This window comes from Polaromonas sp. AER18D-145, from assembly GCF_002379095.1.
Taxonomy (GTDB): domain Bacteria; phylum Pseudomonadota; class Gammaproteobacteria; order Burkholderiales; family Burkholderiaceae_C; genus Polaromonas.
The window spans coordinates 99,511-115,453 of record NZ_NBZV01000005.1; the positions used below are offsets into that span (position 1 = coordinate 99,511).

Annotated in this window: 16 protein-coding genes; 3 read left to right on the forward strand and 13 right to left on the reverse strand. The window is 64.1% G+C overall.

Features of this window, described 5'->3' with window-relative positions; genetic code table 11:
* Positions 1–22 precede the first annotated feature (22 nt).
* On the forward strand, positions 23–946 hold the full coding sequence (gene rocF / locus B7G52_RS04865; RefSeq protein ID WP_096696517.1) for an arginase: 924 nt from the start codon (positions 23–25) through the stop codon (positions 944–946).
* A 126-nt stretch (positions 947–1,072) separates the two neighbouring features.
* On the opposite strand, the gene lptE is transcribed toward rocF, so the two are convergent.
* From lptE to B7G52_RS04895, 6 genes are all read right to left on the reverse strand, one after another.
* Complete coding sequence (gene lptE / locus B7G52_RS04870) at positions 1,073–1,573, reverse strand: LPS assembly lipoprotein LptE (protein WP_096696518.1); 501 nt, start codon at positions 1,571–1,573, stop codon at positions 1,073–1,075.
* An 11-nt stretch (positions 1,574–1,584) separates the two neighbouring features.
* Positions 1,585–4,233 (reverse strand): leucine--tRNA ligase, encoded by a 2,649-nt coding sequence (gene leuS, locus B7G52_RS04875; RefSeq protein WP_096696519.1) that lies wholly within the window; start codon positions 4,231–4,233, stop codon positions 1,585–1,587.
* A 93-nt stretch (positions 4,234–4,326) separates the two neighbouring features.
* Positions 4,327–4,773, reverse strand: a complete 447-nt coding sequence (locus tag B7G52_RS04880; protein ID WP_096696520.1) for a biopolymer transporter ExbD — start codon at positions 4,771–4,773, stop codon at positions 4,327–4,329.
* 232 nt (positions 4,774–5,005) lie between these two features.
* Entirely contained in the window at positions 5,006–5,650 is a 645-nt protein-coding gene (locus tag B7G52_RS04885; RefSeq protein ID WP_096696521.1) for a MotA/TolQ/ExbB proton channel family protein, read from the reverse strand.
* A 4-nt stretch (positions 5,651–5,654) separates the two neighbouring features.
* Positions 5,655–6,476: a 4-hydroxy-tetrahydrodipicolinate reductase gene (dapB, locus tag B7G52_RS04890; protein ID WP_371328994.1), complete on the reverse strand. Its 822-nt coding sequence runs from the start codon at positions 6,474–6,476 to the stop codon at positions 5,655–5,657.
* Positions 6,473–7,054: an outer membrane protein assembly factor BamE gene (locus tag B7G52_RS04895; protein ID WP_096696522.1), complete on the reverse strand. Its 582-nt coding sequence runs from the start codon at positions 7,052–7,054 to the stop codon at positions 6,473–6,475. The genes dapB and B7G52_RS04895 overlap by 4 nt, the downstream gene beginning before the upstream one ends.
* A gap of 139 nt (positions 7,055–7,193) precedes the next feature.
* On the opposite strand from B7G52_RS04895, the gene fur reads away from it, so the two are divergent.
* Positions 7,194–7,646 carry a ferric iron uptake transcriptional regulator gene (gene fur / locus B7G52_RS04900; RefSeq protein ID WP_096696523.1) on the forward strand — a complete coding sequence of 151 codons (453 nt, stop codon included), beginning with the start codon at positions 7,194–7,196 and terminating at the stop codon, positions 7,644–7,646.
* Positions 7,647–7,897: 251 nt separating this feature from the next.
* On the opposite strand, the gene hprK is transcribed toward fur, so the two are convergent.
* The 3 genes from hprK to hpf form a co-directional block, all read right to left on the reverse strand.
* Positions 7,898–8,848 (reverse strand): HPr(Ser) kinase/phosphatase, encoded by a 951-nt coding sequence (hprK, locus tag B7G52_RS04905; protein WP_096696524.1) that lies wholly within the window; start codon positions 8,846–8,848, stop codon positions 7,898–7,900.
* Positions 8,849–8,892: 44 nt separating this feature from the next.
* On the reverse strand, positions 8,893–9,366 hold the full coding sequence (gene ptsN, locus B7G52_RS04910) for a PTS IIA-like nitrogen regulatory protein PtsN (protein ID WP_096696525.1): 474 nt from the start codon (positions 9,364–9,366) through the stop codon (positions 8,893–8,895).
* Positions 9,367–9,520: 154 nt separating this feature from the next.
* The gene (gene hpf, locus B7G52_RS04915) at positions 9,521–9,850 is read right to left on the reverse strand and encodes a ribosome hibernation-promoting factor, HPF/YfiA family (protein ID WP_096667575.1); all 330 of its coding nucleotides are present in this window, start codon (positions 9,848–9,850) and stop codon (positions 9,521–9,523) included.
* A gap of 407 nt (positions 9,851–10,257) precedes the next feature.
* On the opposite strand from hpf, the gene corA reads away from it, so the two are divergent.
* Complete coding sequence (gene corA / locus B7G52_RS04920; RefSeq protein ID WP_096667574.1) at positions 10,258–11,244, forward strand: magnesium/cobalt transporter CorA; 987 nt, start codon at positions 10,258–10,260, stop codon at positions 11,242–11,244.
* Positions 11,245–11,426: 182 nt separating this feature from the next.
* On the opposite strand, the gene B7G52_RS04925 is transcribed toward corA, so the two are convergent.
* The 4 genes from B7G52_RS04925 to B7G52_RS04940 form a co-directional block, all read right to left on the reverse strand.
* Positions 11,427–12,185, reverse strand: coding sequence for a 5'-methylthioadenosine/adenosylhomocysteine nucleosidase (locus B7G52_RS04925; protein WP_096696526.1), 759 nt, complete (start codon positions 12,183–12,185; stop codon positions 11,427–11,429).
* Positions 12,186–12,277: 92 nt separating this feature from the next.
* On the reverse strand, positions 12,278–13,966 hold the full coding sequence (locus B7G52_RS04930; protein ID WP_096696527.1) for a long-chain-fatty-acid--CoA ligase: 1,689 nt from the start codon (positions 13,964–13,966) through the stop codon (positions 12,278–12,280).
* A gap of 158 nt (positions 13,967–14,124) precedes the next feature.
* Complete coding sequence (locus B7G52_RS04935) at positions 14,125–15,558, reverse strand: NAD(P)(+) transhydrogenase (Re/Si-specific) subunit beta (protein ID WP_096696528.1); 1,434 nt, start codon at positions 15,556–15,558, stop codon at positions 14,125–14,127.
* Entirely contained in the window at positions 15,555–15,881 is a 327-nt protein-coding gene (locus B7G52_RS04940) for an NAD(P) transhydrogenase subunit alpha (RefSeq protein ID WP_096667566.1), read from the reverse strand. Before B7G52_RS04940 ends, B7G52_RS04935 begins: the two co-directional genes overlap by 4 nt.
* Positions 15,882–15,943 lie beyond the last annotated feature (62 nt).

Sequence of the window (15,943 nt, forward strand, 5' to 3'; positions counted from 1 at the left end):
TGGGGGCGGCATACTGCTTCCCATGACACAACGCATTCGCCTGATTGGCGCGCCCACCGACATTGGCGCGGGTACCCGCGGCGCCTCCATGGGGCCTGAGGCGCTGCGCGTGGCCGGCCTGCAGGCCACGCTGGAAGGCCGCGGCCTGCAGGTGAAGGACGACGGCAACCTGGGCGGCCCGCCCAACCCGTGGCAAGCGCCGGTTCGGGGTTACCGCCACCTGGCCGAAGTGGCCGCCTGGAACCGCTCGGTGCATGAGGCCGTGTTCTCGGCCCTCAGCGAGGGCGACCTGCCCCTCCTGCTGGGCGGCGACCACTGCCTGGCCATCGGCTCCATCAGCGCCGTGGCACGCCGCTGCCGCCAGACCGGCCAGGCGCTGCGTGTCCTGTGGCTGGACGCGCACGCCGACTTCAATACCGACAGCCTGACCCCCACCGGCAACACCCACGGCAACACCCACGGCATGCCCGTGGCCGTGTTGTGCGGGCACGGCCCGTCCGAGCTGACCGGCATCGGCGGTGTGGTTCCGGCGATCCCGGCCTCGGCCGTCCGGCAGATCGGCATTCGCAGCGTCGACGAAGGCGAAAAACACTTGATCCGGCAGTCGGGCCTGGAAGTGTTCGACATGCGTTACATCGACGAGCAGGGCATGCGGCACACCATGGAAGCGGCGCTGGCCGGTGTCGATGCGCAGACCCACCTGCATGTGAGTTTTGACGTGGATTTCCTCGATGCGATGATTGCGCCCGGTGTGGCCACGGCCGTCAAGGGCGGCCCGACTTACCGCGAAGCCCAACTGTGCATGGAGATGATCGCCGACACCGGCCGCCTGGCCTCGCTGGACGTGATGGAACTCAACCCGGCCCTGGATGTGCGCAACGGCACGGCCGAGGTGGTACTGGAACTGGTCGAAAGCCTGTTCGGCAAAAGCACGCTGATGCGCTGATCTTCAAGAGATCGGGTCGCACCGGCGTCGTTCGCGCTACTGAATTAATAGCTGCTTGCGCCCGCAGTTATTGGGCTCGCGCCCGATTTCATGACATATTCCGGCCTGCGGCGCAGGCCCGCCGCGTCAGATCTCCTTGACGGCAGCCAGACGGCGCAGGATCTGCTGGACGATGTCGCTCTGCATGTCGCGGTACAGCAGCGCCTCCTCGGTTTCCTTGGCCAGCACCGCGGACTCGTTGAAGCTGATGTCGCGCTGCAGCACGATTTCGGCGGGGGGGATCAGCAACTTGCCCTTGAGCGTGCGCAGCTGGAACCTGAACCGCGTGCGCAGCTGGAACTCGCGCACCTGCCCAGAAGCATTGATGCCCACCACGGTTTTTTCGCGCTGGTCGAGCAACACATCGAGAATCACGTCCGCCTGAGCGATCAGGCGGGCGTCGCGGATCACCTTCACCGTTCCGCCGGCTTCCAGGTTGCGGTTGAGCTCGGTCCCCAGCGTCGAGGTTTCGGCCGCACCGCTGTATATGGTCTTGAACGCATAGTTGGGGGCCTTGCGCAAGGCAAAACCGCAGGCACTCAGGCTCCAGGCCGCCGCAGCGGACAACAGGAAAACGCGACGTTGCATGGTGGCTTCCTTCAGACGACGATGTTGACCAGGCGGCCCGGCACAACGATGACTTTTTTGGCCGGGGCGCCGGCGGCCTGCTTGACAAACGCGTCGCAGGCCAGCGCCGCCGCCTCGATCGCGGCCTTGTCGGCGCCGGCGGGCACGGTGACCGAGCCGCGCAGCTTGCCGTTGATCTGCAGCACCAGCTCGATCTCGTCCTGCACCAGGGCGGATTCATCAACCTCGGGCCAGGGCGCATCGAGCAGGCCGCCATGGTCTTTGGCAAAACCGAGATCCTCCCACAGGGCGTGCGCCACATGCGGCGTCGCAGGGTAAAGGCAACGCAGCAGGATGCCCATGCCGTCGCGCAGGGCAAACGCCGCGCCGGCCGACATCTGGCCCTTGAAGTCTTCCAGCGCATTGAGCAGCTTCATGCTGCCCGACACCACGGTGTTGTACTGCATGCGCTGGTAGTCGTAGTCGATCTGCTTGAGCACCGTGTGGATCTCGCGCCGCAGCGCCTGCGTTTCCTTGTCAAATACGGCCCCAGCCTTTTTGGGACGGGCGCCGGCAGCTCCTAATTGCATAGCATCGAGCTTGACGCCGAAGTTCCAGACGCGGCGCAGGAAACGGTAGGAGCCCTCGACGCCCGCGTCGTTCCACTCCAGCGTGGCTTCCGGCGGGGAGGTGAACATGGTGTACAGGCGCGCGGTGTCGGCGCCGTATTTCTCGATCAGGTCCTGCGGATCGACGCCGTTGTTCTTGCTCTTGCTCATGGTGCCCACGCCTTCGTAGGTGACCATGGAGCCGTCCTTCCTGAGCTTGGCGCCAATGACCTTGCCCTGTTCGTCGTGCACGTCGTCCACATCTGCCGGCCAGAAGTACTCGACGCCGCCTTTCTCGCCCTTGCGCGAGTAGATGTGGTTGAGCACCATGCCCTGGGTCAGCAGTTTGGTGAAGGGTTCGTCCACCTTGACCAGGCCCATGTCGCGCATGACCTTGGTCCAGAAACGCGCATACAGCAGGTGCAGGATGGCGTGTTCGATGCCGCCTATGTACTGGTCCATCGGCATCCAGTAGTTGGCGCCCTCCGCGACCATTTTTTCCTCGTTCTTCGGGTCGCAGTAACGCATGTAATACCAGGACGAATCAACGAAGGTGTCCATGGTGTCGGTCTCGCGCCGCGCCGGCTTGCCGCAGACCGGGCAGATCACGCCGGCATGGAAACCTTCATGCTTGTGCAGCGGGTTGCCCGAGCCATCGGGCACGCAGTCCTGCGGCAACACCACCGGCAGGTCTTTTTCCGGCACCGGCACCGCGCCGTGTTCCTCGCAGTGAATGATCGGAATTGGCGTGCCCCAGTAACGCTGGCGGCTCACACCCCAGTCGCGCAGGCGCCAGGTGGTTTTTTTCTCGCCCAGGCCCTTGGCGGCCAGGTCGGCGGCCACGGCATCGACCGCCGCCTTGAAGGCCAGGCCGTCGTATTTGCCGGAGTGGATCGCGACGCCCTGCTGCTTGTCGCCGTACCAGTCGGCCCAGGCCTCAAGGCTGTAGGTCTTGCCGGGGACATCCGTGACCTGCTTGATGGGCAGCTTGTATTTCTTCGCGAACTCGAAGTCGCGTTCGTCGTGCGCGGGCACACCCATGACCGCACCGTCGCCGTAACTCATGAGCACGTAGTTGCCGACCCAGACTTCCACAGCCTCGCCGGTCAGCGGGTGGGTGACAAACAGGCCGGTGCGCTCGCCTTTTTTTTCCTGCGTGGCCAGTTCGGCCTCGGTGGTGCCGCCGGACTTGCATTCCTCGATGAAGGCCGTGAGTTTCGGGTTAGCCGCCGCCGCGTGGAGCGCCAGCGGGTGTTCGGGCGCCACGGCGCAGAAGGTCACACCCATGATGGTGTCGGCGCGCGTCGTGAAGACGTACATCTTCCCGTCGCCGATCAGTGCACCGTCTGCGCCCTGGATGTCGTGCGTGAACGCAAAACGCACGCCTTCGCTTTTGCCGATCCAGTTTTCCTGCATCAGCTTGACGCGTTCGGGCCAGCCCGGCAGCTTGTTGCTGACGCTGTCGAGCAGTTCTTCGGCGTAGTCGGTGATCTTCAGGTAGTAGCCGGGGATCTCGCGCTTTTCAACCACGGCGCCGGTGCGCCAGCCCTTGCCGTCGATCACCTGCTCGTTGGCCAGCACGGTCTGGTCCACCGGGTCCCAGTTGACGACCTGGGTCTTGCGGTAGGCAATGCCCTTATCCAGCATTTTGAGGAACAGCCACTGGTTCCACTTGTAATAACTCGGGTCGCAGGTGGCGACCTCGCGGCTCCAGTCGATCGCCAGCCCCATCGCCTGCATCTGCTTTTTCATGTAGGCGATGTTGTCGTAGGTCCACTGCGCCGGTGGCACGCCGTTTTTCATCGCGGCGTTTTCGGCCGGCAGGCCGAACGCGTCCCAGCCCATGGGCATGAGCACGTTGTAGCCCTTCATGCGCAGGTAACGCGTGAGCATGTCGTTGATGGTGTAGTTGCGCACATGGCCCATGTGCAGCTTGCCGCTGGGGTAGGGCAGCATGGAGCAGGCGTAATACTTCTTTTTGGACGGGTCTTCGGTGACGCGGTAGGCATCCGCGGCGGTCCAGTGGGTTTGCGCACTGCGCTCAACGTCGAGGTGGTTGTATTTGTCTTGCATGGCGCACGGAAGATGGAAAAGGATGAAGCAGCCTCTTGCTGCCGGTTGCAGGGATTTTAGGCGCTGGACCGGGCTTGCCCCGCTGGAGCGCCTTCAGGGCCGGGTCGCAGGGGCTGGCGTCGCGGTGGCGGGGGCGTTCGCCACGAAGCCGATGCGGTTCAGGCCGGCTTTTTGCGCGATGCCCATAACCTCGACGATGCGGCCATAAGGCACGGCCTCGTCGGCACGCAGTTGCACTTCGGTGTCGGGGTTCAGCGCAGCGCTTTGCCTGAGGCGCTGGTCCAGCTGGTCGCTGGAGACCGGCTGGTCATTCAGAAAAGCCTGGCCGGCCTTGTCGACCACCAGCGTGACGTATTTCGGCGCCTCGTTTGGCCGCGCGGCGTCACTTTTGGGCAGGTCCAGCTTGATCGAGCTGGCCAGCAGGGGCGCGGTGATGATGAAGATCACCACCAGCACCAGCATCACGTCCACCAGCGGGGTGACGTTGATCTCGCTCATGGGCTGGGCGCCCTGGGTGCGTTCAAGGCGGCCGAAGCTCATGACAAATGGCCCCCACGCTTGTCGCTTCGCGTACTGCGCTGCCCCCCGAGGGGGCGCTGCGCCTGCGGCCCGGCGAAGCCGGTTCCGCGGCCCCGGCTGGTGGAGAGGGAACTCCCACGCTTGTCGCTTTGCGTACTGCGCTGTCCCCCGAGGGGGCCGTCATATTCCTTGGGACGGCCCGGCGGAAAATGGCCTTCCGCGCCGGGTACTTGGCAGGCAATGGTGCACATGGTCAGTCTTTGCGACTGAGTAACAGCTCGCGCAAATCATAGGCAAACCCTTCCAGGTCAGCCTCGATGCGGCCGATGTTGCGGCCGAAGATGTTGTAGGCCAGCACCGCCGGGATGGCCACGGCCAGGCCGGCGGCGGTCATGATCAGCGCCTCGCCGACCGGGCCGGACACCTTGTCAATGGTGATCTGGCCGGCCGCGGCAATGCCGGTCAGCGCGTGGTAAATGCCCCAGACGGTGCCCAGCAGGCCGACAAAGGGCGCGGTGGAACCGACGGTGGCAAGCAGGACCTGGCCGTACTGCAGCTTGTGCAGCACCGCGTGCAGCGCATCGCGCAGGACCCGCGTCAGCTGCTGGGACCTGTCGCCGGCCGAGGCCAGCGTGCCGCCGGCCTGCAGCCTAGTGGCGGCGATCAGGGGCAGCACCAGTGCCTCGCGGTCGAAAGCAGCCACCTTGGGCTGGGCCTCCTCGACAGAGGCGGACTGCCAGAACACCGCCGTGCTGCGCGCCACATCGCCGGCTGCCCGCTGGAGCAGCCAGGTTTTCCAGACAATCACGACCCAGCTGGCCACCGACATCGCCAGCAACAACACTGCCACGAGCCCGGTCACGGCATCGCCCTGGGTGATCAGCGCGAGCACGTTCATGGGTTCACTTCAAACTGAGCACATCGAACATGTCGAACAGGCCAGCCGATTTGCCGGCCAGAAAACGCGCGGCCCGCAGGCTGCCCTGGGCGTAGGTGGCGCGGCTGGAGGATTTGTGGGTGATTTCAATACGTTCGCCGGTACCGGCAAACAGCACGGTGTGGTCACCGACAATGTCGCCGCCGCGAATCGTCGCAAAACCGATGGACGAGGGGTCACGCTCGCCGGTCACGCCTTCGCGGGCGTACACCGCGCAGTCCTTGAGGTCGCGACCCAGCGCGCCGGCGATCACCTCGCCCATTTTCAGCGCGGTGCCGGACGGCGCATCGACCTTGTGCCGGTGGTGGGCCTCGATGATTTCGATGTCGTAGCCGGTGTTCAGGGCTTTGGCGGCCATTTCGAGCAGCTTGAGCGTGACGTTCACCCCCACACTCATGTTGGGCGCCATGACGATGGCGATGTCCCTGGCGGCAGCGGCGATGTCGGCTTTTTGCGCGTCGGAAAATCCGGTCGTGCCGATCACCAGCTTGACGCCGAGTTCGCGGCATTGGGCCAGGTGGGCCATTGTGCCTTCGGGGCGGGTGAAATCGATCAGCACCTGGGCGCCGCCCAGACCGGCGGCCAGGTCGGCGGTGATCATGACGCCGCTGGCCTGTCCGAGGAAGGCCGCGGCATCGCTTCCCAGAGCCGGGCTGGTGGCCACATCCAGCGCGCCGCTCAGCTGGCAGTCGCCGCTGGTGCGCACCGCCTCGACCAGCATCTGGCCCATGCGGCCGCTGGCGCCGGCCACCGCGATGCGCAGAGGGGCCTGCTGCAGTACGCTCACCGGGCCGGGCTTTCCAGCGGAGGGTAGCTGGCGGCCGACGGCGCGGACACGGCGGGTGTTGGCGGGGTGGTGGTGGCCGTCGCGGCCGGCTTCTTTTCGGCGGCCTTGAGCTGCTCTTCGGTCAGCTCCAGCACCGGCACCTTGCCGAGCTTGCGGCGGGAGTCCAGCTTGGCGACGAAATCCGACTCGCTGGGCATGGTGTCGCCCTCGAACCGCTCGAGGGCCTCACCCTTGAAAAAGACCGTGAGCCTGAGTGCCTGCGGCTCCACGCCCTGGCGCTTCAGGGTAAACACATAGTCCCATCGGTCCGCATGGAACACGCTGGCCAGCAGCGGTGTGCCCAGCACCTGGCGCACCTGGTCGCGGGACATGCCGGGCTTGAGCAGCTCGACCTGTTCCCTGGAGACGAAGTTGCCCTGGACAACCTCGACCTTGTAGGGCGTGATCCAGTTGACGGGGTTGATTTTGCTTTCGCTCAAGCCCCCGGTCACGCCCTTGCTGCTGCCGCAGGCAGCCAGTCCGGCGCAGGCCAGGACGGCGAAAGCGGTGTGGAGGCCGCGACGGTAATTTGCACGCATGGCTGACATAGTAGGGAGGTGTAGCGATATGATTGGCCATTGTAGCGGCAGGGTGCCGCCGCGTACGCGCCTCCCGCCCCTGAATGCCGAGCCTGCACAGGCCCCGACTGCGGCCCCTTTTCCTCAGGAAGCCTCCCCCATGAGCAACATCGACGAACTCAAGAACACCGGACTGAAAGCCACCCTGCCGCGCCTGAAGATCCTGGAGATTTTCCAGGCCGGCAAGCAGCGGCACATGACGGCGGAAGATGTTTTCCGGGTGCTGCTGGAAGACCGGTCCGACATCGGGCTGGCCACGGTTTACCGCGTGTTGACCCAGTTTGAGCAGGCCGGCCTGCTCAACCGCAGCAATTTCGAATCCGGCAAGGCCGTCTATGAAATCAACGAAGGCCAGCACCATGACCACCTGGTGTGCCTCGATTGCGGCAAGGTCGAGGAGTTTTACGACGCGGAAATCGAAAAGCGCCAGCACGCGGTCGCCAAGGCCAAGGGTTTTGCGATCGCCGACCATTCGCTGTCGATGTATGCCAACTGCACCAAGGACAAGTGCCCGAACCGTCCCGTGTCGCCACGGCATCCGCACCACGGCTGATTTTTGATGGAAATGGGCGGCAGCCCCTGACTGGCGGGTGCAAACAGCTATTAATTCAATAGCAAAATATGAGGCGAGGGTTTCGCGCCGGGCCGCTCACGAAGTGGGCGAGCGCAGGTGCTCTCAATTCAAGCAGGGGCCGCGGAACCGGCCTTGGCCTGTCCTGAGTTTGTCGAAGGGCCGGGCCGCAGGCGCAACGGCCCCCTCGGGGGGCAAGAGAGCTACACGCAGTGAGCGACCGTGGGGGCTATTCAGCCGCCCCGCTCCATGGCCTGGCGGTGGCGTTCGACAAACTCCTGGTAGGTGTCGATGCCGCGCAGCTGCAGGATGACATTGCGCACCGCGGCCTCGACCAGCACCGCGATGTTGCGCCCGGCCACCACCTGGATGATCACCTTGCGCACCGGAATGCCCAGCACGTCCTGGGTCAGCGGCTCATAGGGGATGCGCTCGTACTCGCGCTCCAGCGTTTCGCGCCGCACCAGGTGCACGATGAGCTTGAGCCGCATCTTGCGCCGCACCGCCGTCTCGCCAAAAATCGCCTTGATGTCGAGCAGGCCGATGCCGCGCACTTCGAGCAGGTTCTGCAGCAGTTCCGGGCAGCGGCCCTCGATGGTGGTCTGGTTGATGCGGTACAGGTCCACCGCGTCATCGGCCACCAGGCCGTGCCCGCGCGAGATCAGCTCCAGGCCCAGCTCGCTTTTGCCGAGACCCGATTCGCCGGTGATCATCAGGCCCACGCCGAGGATGTCCATGAACACGCCGTGCATGGAGGTCCGGTCGGCAAAATGTTTGGACAGGTAGGCCCGCAGCACGTCGATCACAAACGCAGCCGATTCCTTCGTGGCAAACATGGGTATCTGGGCGCGCTCGCACATGGACAGCAGCGTGTCGGGCGCCACCTGGCCGTCGGCAATGATCAGTACCGGCGGCTCCAGGGTGACGATGCGCGCAATGCGGCGGGCGCAGTCTTCGGGGGAGCCCCGGCTCAGGTAGGCCACTTCGCGCTCGCCGAGCAGCTGCACCCGGTAGGGGTGGATGTAATTGAGGTAGCCGACCAGGTCGGCGCCGGAACGGGCCGCCCGCACGGCGACCTCGTCGAAGCGCCGTTCCGAGGCGCCCAGCCCGGCCACCCATTCCCACTTCAGCGCGGCGCGGTGGTCCTCAAACAGGACGTCGGCGCTGACGACGGTGGGCTTCATGCCGCGGGGGAGGGGAAAATCTGCGTCACGGTCACGCGGGCGGGTCAGGGGCTGACAGCGTGGCTGGACCGCCAGGAGGCAATCAGCTGGTGCAGCGCAGCCGCGTCGGTGCTGGCTTTGAGCCGCTCGCGCAGGGCGCTGTCGCTGAGCAGTTCGGCGATTTCGGACAGAATCTCGAGGTGTTTCTGGGTGGCCGCTTCGGGCACCAGCAGGAAAATCAGCAAGCCCACGGCCTGCTCGTCAGGCGCGTCAAAGCCGATCGGGGCGTGCAGCTGGAACACCGCCGCCATCGGGGCTTTCAGGCCCTTGATGCGTCCGTGCGGAATCGCCACGCCATGGCCCAGCCCAGTCGAGCCCAGACGCTCACGCGCGAAGAGGCTGTCGGTGATCAGCGCCCGGTTCAGGCCATGCAGGTTTTCAAACAGCAGGCCGGCTTCTTCAAAAGCACGCTTCTTGCTGGTGGCCTCGACACTGACCAGAACCTGGGTAGGGGGCAATATTTGCGAAAGACGGTTCATAACAAGGTTAGAGTCGCCGAATTATGCACTTTCGTGTGCATGGCGGCCATCCGGCCCATAAAAAAGCCGCCTGAGGGCACAGGCGGCCTTCCGGAGGGGGATCTGGAGGCAGCACGGGGTGGCATTTTCCGCCAGCCGCCGCCTGCGGCGTCGCTCACATCTCCCGCTTGGCAGTCACATGGTGGTGATCCTGGGTTTTGGTCTTGTAGCGGCCGACCTGGCGGTCCAGCTTGTCAGCGAGTTCATCAACCGCTGCATACAGGTCAGCATGCGAACTTTCGGCGAACAGGTCACGTCCCTTGACATGCACATTGCACTCGGCTCTCTGGCGCAACTCCTTTTCCTTCATGTTATCCACCGTCAACAGGACCTTCACATCCACCACCTGATCAAAATGCCGCGTAATCCGATCCAGCTTGCTGGTCACGTAACCGCGCAAGGCGGGGGTAACTTCAAGGTGGTGACCGCTGATCGTCAAATTCATAAAGAGACTCCTTTTCCATGGCTGGAGGGGGGTTAAAAACACCGCTTTGGCAGGCCTGCCGGGCGGCGGACGGACAACTCTCTTGTTTTCACTATGCGCCCGAACCGGGGTAAACGCAACCGTGCATCACAACAAAAAATGAAACGGTCGGAAAAGGTCCTTGCCCCCCGGCGGGAACCTGGCGGTGGGCCGGAACAGGTAGTGAAATCCGGGCCAAAATGCCATAATCGCAGCTTGGTCAATACGGAGAAATCCTTGGAAAGCAGCCCCAGTCGCTAGCTTTCAGCACCGCAGACTGACGCCAGCGTCATCCCGGGGTTGAAAGCGATGCCACCATCCACAACCCCGCCAACGCCGGGCAGACGCCTGCCCGGTGCCGGCGCCCCCAAACCGATTGGGAGCCAGTCATGCTCAATATTTTCACGCTCGCCAACGGGCGCCTGTTCCAGGAAGAGATCGAATCGCTGGAGGAGCTGTCCCGGTTCCAGCCGATCTGGGTGGACCTGGAGTCACCCACGCTGGAAGAAAAACGCTGGATCAAGCAGTATTACGGCCTGTCGATTCCCGAAGACGTGATGGACGAGGACATCGAGGAGTCGGCGCGCTTTTACGAAGAAGACAACGGCGAGCTGCACATCCGCTCGGACTTCCTGATTGCCGACGACGAGGAGCCCCGCACCGTGCGGGTGGCCTTCATCCTGAACCTGGTCAATGACAACCTCAAGAGCAAGGGGGTGCTGTTTTCGATCCACGACGAGGACGTGCCGGTGTTCCGCCTGCTGCGCATGCGCGCGCGCCGGGCCCCGGGCCTGATCGAGGACGCCAAGGAAGTGCTGCTCAAGCTGTTCGACGCCGATGCCGAATACTCGGCCGATACCCTGGAAGGCATTTACATCGACCTTGAAAAGGTCAGCACCAAGGTGTTGTCCGGCGATGTGACGGACGTGATGGCCGGCGAGGTGCTGGGCGCCATCGCCCGCCACGAGGACCTGAGCGGGCGCATCCGCCGCAATGTGATGGACACGCGCCGCGCCGTGAGCTTCATGATGCGCAGCAAGATGCTCAACAGCGAACAGTTCGAGGAGGCGCGCCAGATCCTGCGCGACATCGACTCGCTGGACTCCCACACGGCTTTTCTTTTCGACAAGATCAACTTCCTGATGGACGCCACGGTCGGTTTCATCAACATCAACCAGAACAAGATCATCAAGATCTTCTCGGTGGCCAGCGTCGCCCTGCTGCCGCCCACGCTGATCGCCAGCGTGTACGGCATGAACTTCAAGCTGATGCCGGAACTCGACTGGGCGCTGGGTTACCCGTATGCGCTGGTCCTGATGGCGGCGAGTGCGGTGGTGCCGATGTGGTACTTCCGGCGACGCGGCTGGTTGAAATAGCCCCCACGGTCGCTCACTGCGTGTAGCTCCCTGCCCCCGAGGGGGCCGCCGCGCCTGCGGACTGGCAGAGCCAGATCCGCGGCCCCTGCTGGTCTGAAGAGTCCACACGGCTGCTCGCGGCAGTCCGTCCGGCGCTTGCCAGTTAAATCGGCAGCAATCCCTTGCGTGACGGGCGCCACCAGCTACTTTATTGATAGCGAAAGCAGAAACCGCTCAACAATGGCCTGCGCGTAATGGCTGGCCACCTGGTCCACAAAGCGGGAGAAATCCACATGGGCGCTGTCATCGGCCCGGTCTGAAATCGTGCGCATGGCGGCAAAAGGCACGCCGTAATCCAGGCAGACCTGGGCCACGGCGGCGCCCTCCATCTCGACGGCCAGCACCGCGTGCCCGGCGCCGGCCAGCACGGCCTGCAGGGCCTGCGACTCGGCGGAACCCGAGACAAACCGGTCACCGCTGGCCAGCAGGCCCTGGTGGACGCGGGCCTGCGGAAAGCGCTGCGCGGACCGGTCCGCGTCCACCGGGGCCAGCGCGGCGCAGGCCGCCGCGTAGAGCAGCGCGGTCAGGGCCGTGTCACCGTCGAACCGGGCTTTCCCGTAAAACGGCACCTCGTAGCGCGGAAAAAGCGGCGAGACGTCGAGGTCGTGCTGCAGGAAATCGGTCGCCACCACCACATCACCGACCTGCACGCCCTCGCCCAGCCCGCCGGCCACGCCGGTGAACACCACGCGGCCCACACCGAAACGCTCGATCAGCGCCGTCGCCGTGGTGGCAGCGGCCACCTTGCCAATTTTTGACAACGCCAGCACCACGGGCTGGCCATGCAGCTCACCCTGCCAGAAGTCGCGGCCGGCATGGCGGATTTTCTGCGGCCGCTGCAGCAGCTCCAGCAGACCCCGCTGTTCTTCGGCGAGGGCGCTCAGGATGGCGGTAGGTTTCATGGCTGCAAGTTTGCCCGAACGGGTGCCCGTCCATATGGCCGCACCAGAAAAAAGGCAGCCGGAGCCGCCTTTTTTCACCTGCCGGGCCTGCGCTACTTCTTGTCGCGCAATTCCCGGCGCAGGATCTTGCCGACCGGAGTTTTCGGCAGTTCGGTGCGGAACTCGACCACCTTGGGCTGCTTGTAACCGGTCAGGTTGGTCTTGCAGAACTCGCGCACCTGGGCTTCGGTCAGGTCCGGGTTCTTCTTGACGATGACCAGCTTGACGGCCTCGCCCGACTTGTCGTCCGCCACCCCGACGCAGGCGCACTCCATCACGCCGTCCATGCCGGAGACCACGTCTTCGACCTCGTTCGGGTAGACATTGAAACCGCTGACCAGAATCATGTCCTTCTTGCGGTCCACGATCTTGAAGAAGCCGCGCTCGTCGACCACACCGATATCGCCCGACTTGAAGTAACCGTCCGGCGTCATGACCTTCGCGGTTTCGTCAGGGCGCTGCCAGTAGCCGGCCATGACCTGCGGGCCCTTGATGGCGATCTCGCCGGGCTGGCCGGGCGGCACCTCGTTGCCGTCGTCGTCGAGCAGCTTGAAATAAGTACTGGGAATCGGTACACCAATGGTGCCGGTGAAGACCTTGCTGTTGGTCGGGTTGCAACTGGCCGACGGCGAGGTTTCCGAGAGGCCGTAGCCTTCACAGATCGGGCAACCGGTTTTTTCCAGCCAAAGCTTGGCCACCGCGCTTTGCACCGCCATGCCGCCGCCCAGCGACACCTTCAGGTGCGACCAGTCCACGGTGTTGAAGTCGGGATGGTTGGCCAGGCCGTTGAACAGCGTGTTGACCGCCGGGAAGCTGTGCACCTTGTGTTTGGACAGCTCCTTGAGCACGGCCGGCAGGTCGCGCGGGTTCGGGATCAGGATGTTCTTGCCGCCGGTGCGCATGCCCAGCATCATGTTCACGGTGAACGCGAAGATATGGTACAGCGGCAGCGCGCAGACATAGGTCGGCTGCACACCCGCCTCCATGCCGGCCATGGCCGGGCCGTTCCAGGCTTCGGACTGAAGCACGTTGGCAATCACATTGCGGTGCAACAGCACGGCGCCCTTGGAAACACCGGTGGTGCCGCCGGTGTACTGCAACACCGCCACGTCGTCAGGCTTGATGTCGGGCCGCTTGAGGCTGCCGCGCGTCCCCTGGGCCACCGCGTCATTGAAACGCACGGCCCCCGGCAAATTGAAGGTCGGCACCATTTTCTTGACGTTGCGAACCACGTAGTTGACCAGCGCACCCTTGAGCACGCCGAGCTGGTCGCCCATGGCCGTGAGCACCACATGCTTGACCGGCGTATTCGCAATGCACTGTTCCAGCGTGTTGGCGAAGTTTTCGATGATGACGATCGCCTTGGAGCCCGAATCCTTGAGCTGGTGCTCCAGCTCTCGCGGCGTGTACAGGGGATTGACGTTGACAACCACATAACCGGCGCGCAGGATGGCCGCCACCGTGACCGGGTACTGCGGCACATTGGGCATCATGATGGCGACGCGATCGCCCTTGACCAGCCCCAAGCCCTGCAGGTAGGCGGCAAAAGCCTGCGACAGGCTGTCGGTCTGGCCGAAGGTGATGTCCTTGCCCATGAAGCTGTAGGCCACGGCCGAAGCGTTTTTGGAAAAACTTTCTTCCATCAGCGCTACCAGTGAAGCGTATTGGGACGCATCGATATCGGTCGGCACGCCCGGCGGATAGGCGCTCAGCCAGGGACGGTCGAGGGTGGCTGCATTCATGCTTGTCTTCTCCAGATGACGATTGAACAACTGCCACGGATTGTCGTGGCGCGACCCTCTGCGGGGCTATTGCGTTTTCCCTAGGAAACGGCCAAATCAGAAGGGAAGCCCCTCTAATTCATGTCTTTTGTGCCGAAAAAGCGGCGAACGGCAACGAATTACTCAATCGCCTTGCCCATGTCCTCGATGACCTTTTTCGCGTCGCCGAAGACCATCATGGTCTTGTCCATGTAGAACAGCTCGTTGTCCAGGCCGGCGTAACCGGCGGCCATCGACCGTTTGTTGACGATGACGGTTTTGGCCTTGTAGGCCTCGAGGATGGGCATGCCGTAGATGGCGCTGCCCTTGACGTGGGCCGCCGGGTTGACCACATCGTTGGCCCCCAGGATGATGGCCACGTCGGCCTGGCCGAACTCGGCGTTGATGTCTTCCATCTCAAACACCTGGTCATAAGGCACCTCGGCCTCCGCCAGCAGCACGTTCATGTGGCCGGGCATGCGGCCCGCCACCGGATGGATCGCGTATTTGACGTTGACACCGCGGTCGGTGAGTTTTTGCGCGAGCTCCTTGACCGAATGCTGGGCCCGCGCCACCGCCAGGCCGTACCCCGGCACGATGATCACGGTTTCGGCATTGCCCAGGATGAAGGCCGCGTCATCGGCCGAGCCGGACTTGACCGGACGCTGCTCCTTGGCGCCGGCGGCTGCCGTGCCCGCCTCACCGCCGAAGCCGCCCAGGATCACGTTGAAGAAGGAGCGGTTCATCGCCTTGCACATGATGTAGGACAGGATGGCACCGGACGAGCCGACCAGCGAGCCGGCCACGATCAGCATGGCATTGTTCAGCGAAAAGCCGATGCCGGCCGCGGCCCAGCCCGAGTAGCTGTTGAGCATGGACACGACGACCGGCATGTCGGCGCCGCCGATCGGGATGATGATCAGCACGCCCAGCACGAAGGACAGGGCCAGCATCGCAAAAAAGGCCGTCCAGTTGCCGGTGAACATGAAGACCAGGCCGAGCGCCAGCGTGGCGATGCCCAGCACCAGGTTGATCATGTGCTGGCCGGCAAACGTCACCGGCGCGCCCTGAAACAGGCGGAACTTGTATTTGCCGCTGAGCTTGCCGAAGGCAATCACCGAGCCGCTGAAGGTGATCGCGCCGATCGCCGCACCGAGGAACAGCTCCAGCCGGTTGCCGGCCGGAATCGCCGCCGTGGGCAGGCCCGCGGCCACGATGCCGAAGGCGTCGGGCTCAGCCATGGCGGCCACCGCGATGAACACCGCGGCCAGGCCGATCATGCTGTGCATGAAGGCGACCAGTTCGGGCATCTTGGTCATCTCGACGCGTTTGGCCATGATCGTGCCGGCGCTGCCGCCGACCAGCAAGGCACCCAGCACGTAGACCATGCCGGACGCCTTGCCGCCGGAGATTTCCACGATCAGCGCGCCGGTGGTCAGGACGGCGATCGCCATGCCCACCATGCCGAACAGGTTGCCGCGAATGGAACTGGTGGGATGCGACAGGCCCTTGAGCGCCTGGATGAAACAGACCGAAGCCACCAGATACAGCAGCGTGACGAGGTTCATGCTCATTTGGCGGCTCCTGCATCAGCGGCAGCTGTTTTCTTTTCTTTCTTGCGGAACATCTCCAGCATGCGGCGCGTGACGAGGAAGCCACCGAACACATTGACCGCGGCCAGCGCCACGGCGAGCACGCCCATGGTCTTGCCCAGCGGCGTGACCGTCAGCGCGGCGGCCAGCATGGCGCCGACGATGACAATGGCCGAAATCGCATTGGTCACCGCCATCAGCGGCGTGTGCAGGGCGGGCGTGACGGTCCACACCACGTGGTAACCCACGTAAATGGCCAGCACGAAGATGATGAGGTTGATGATGGTGGGTGACACTGCATCCATGGTCTTCTTCTCCTGGTGGGCTGGCGCTGCCGCCTGGCCCGTGAAAGTGGGTTATTGCTTCT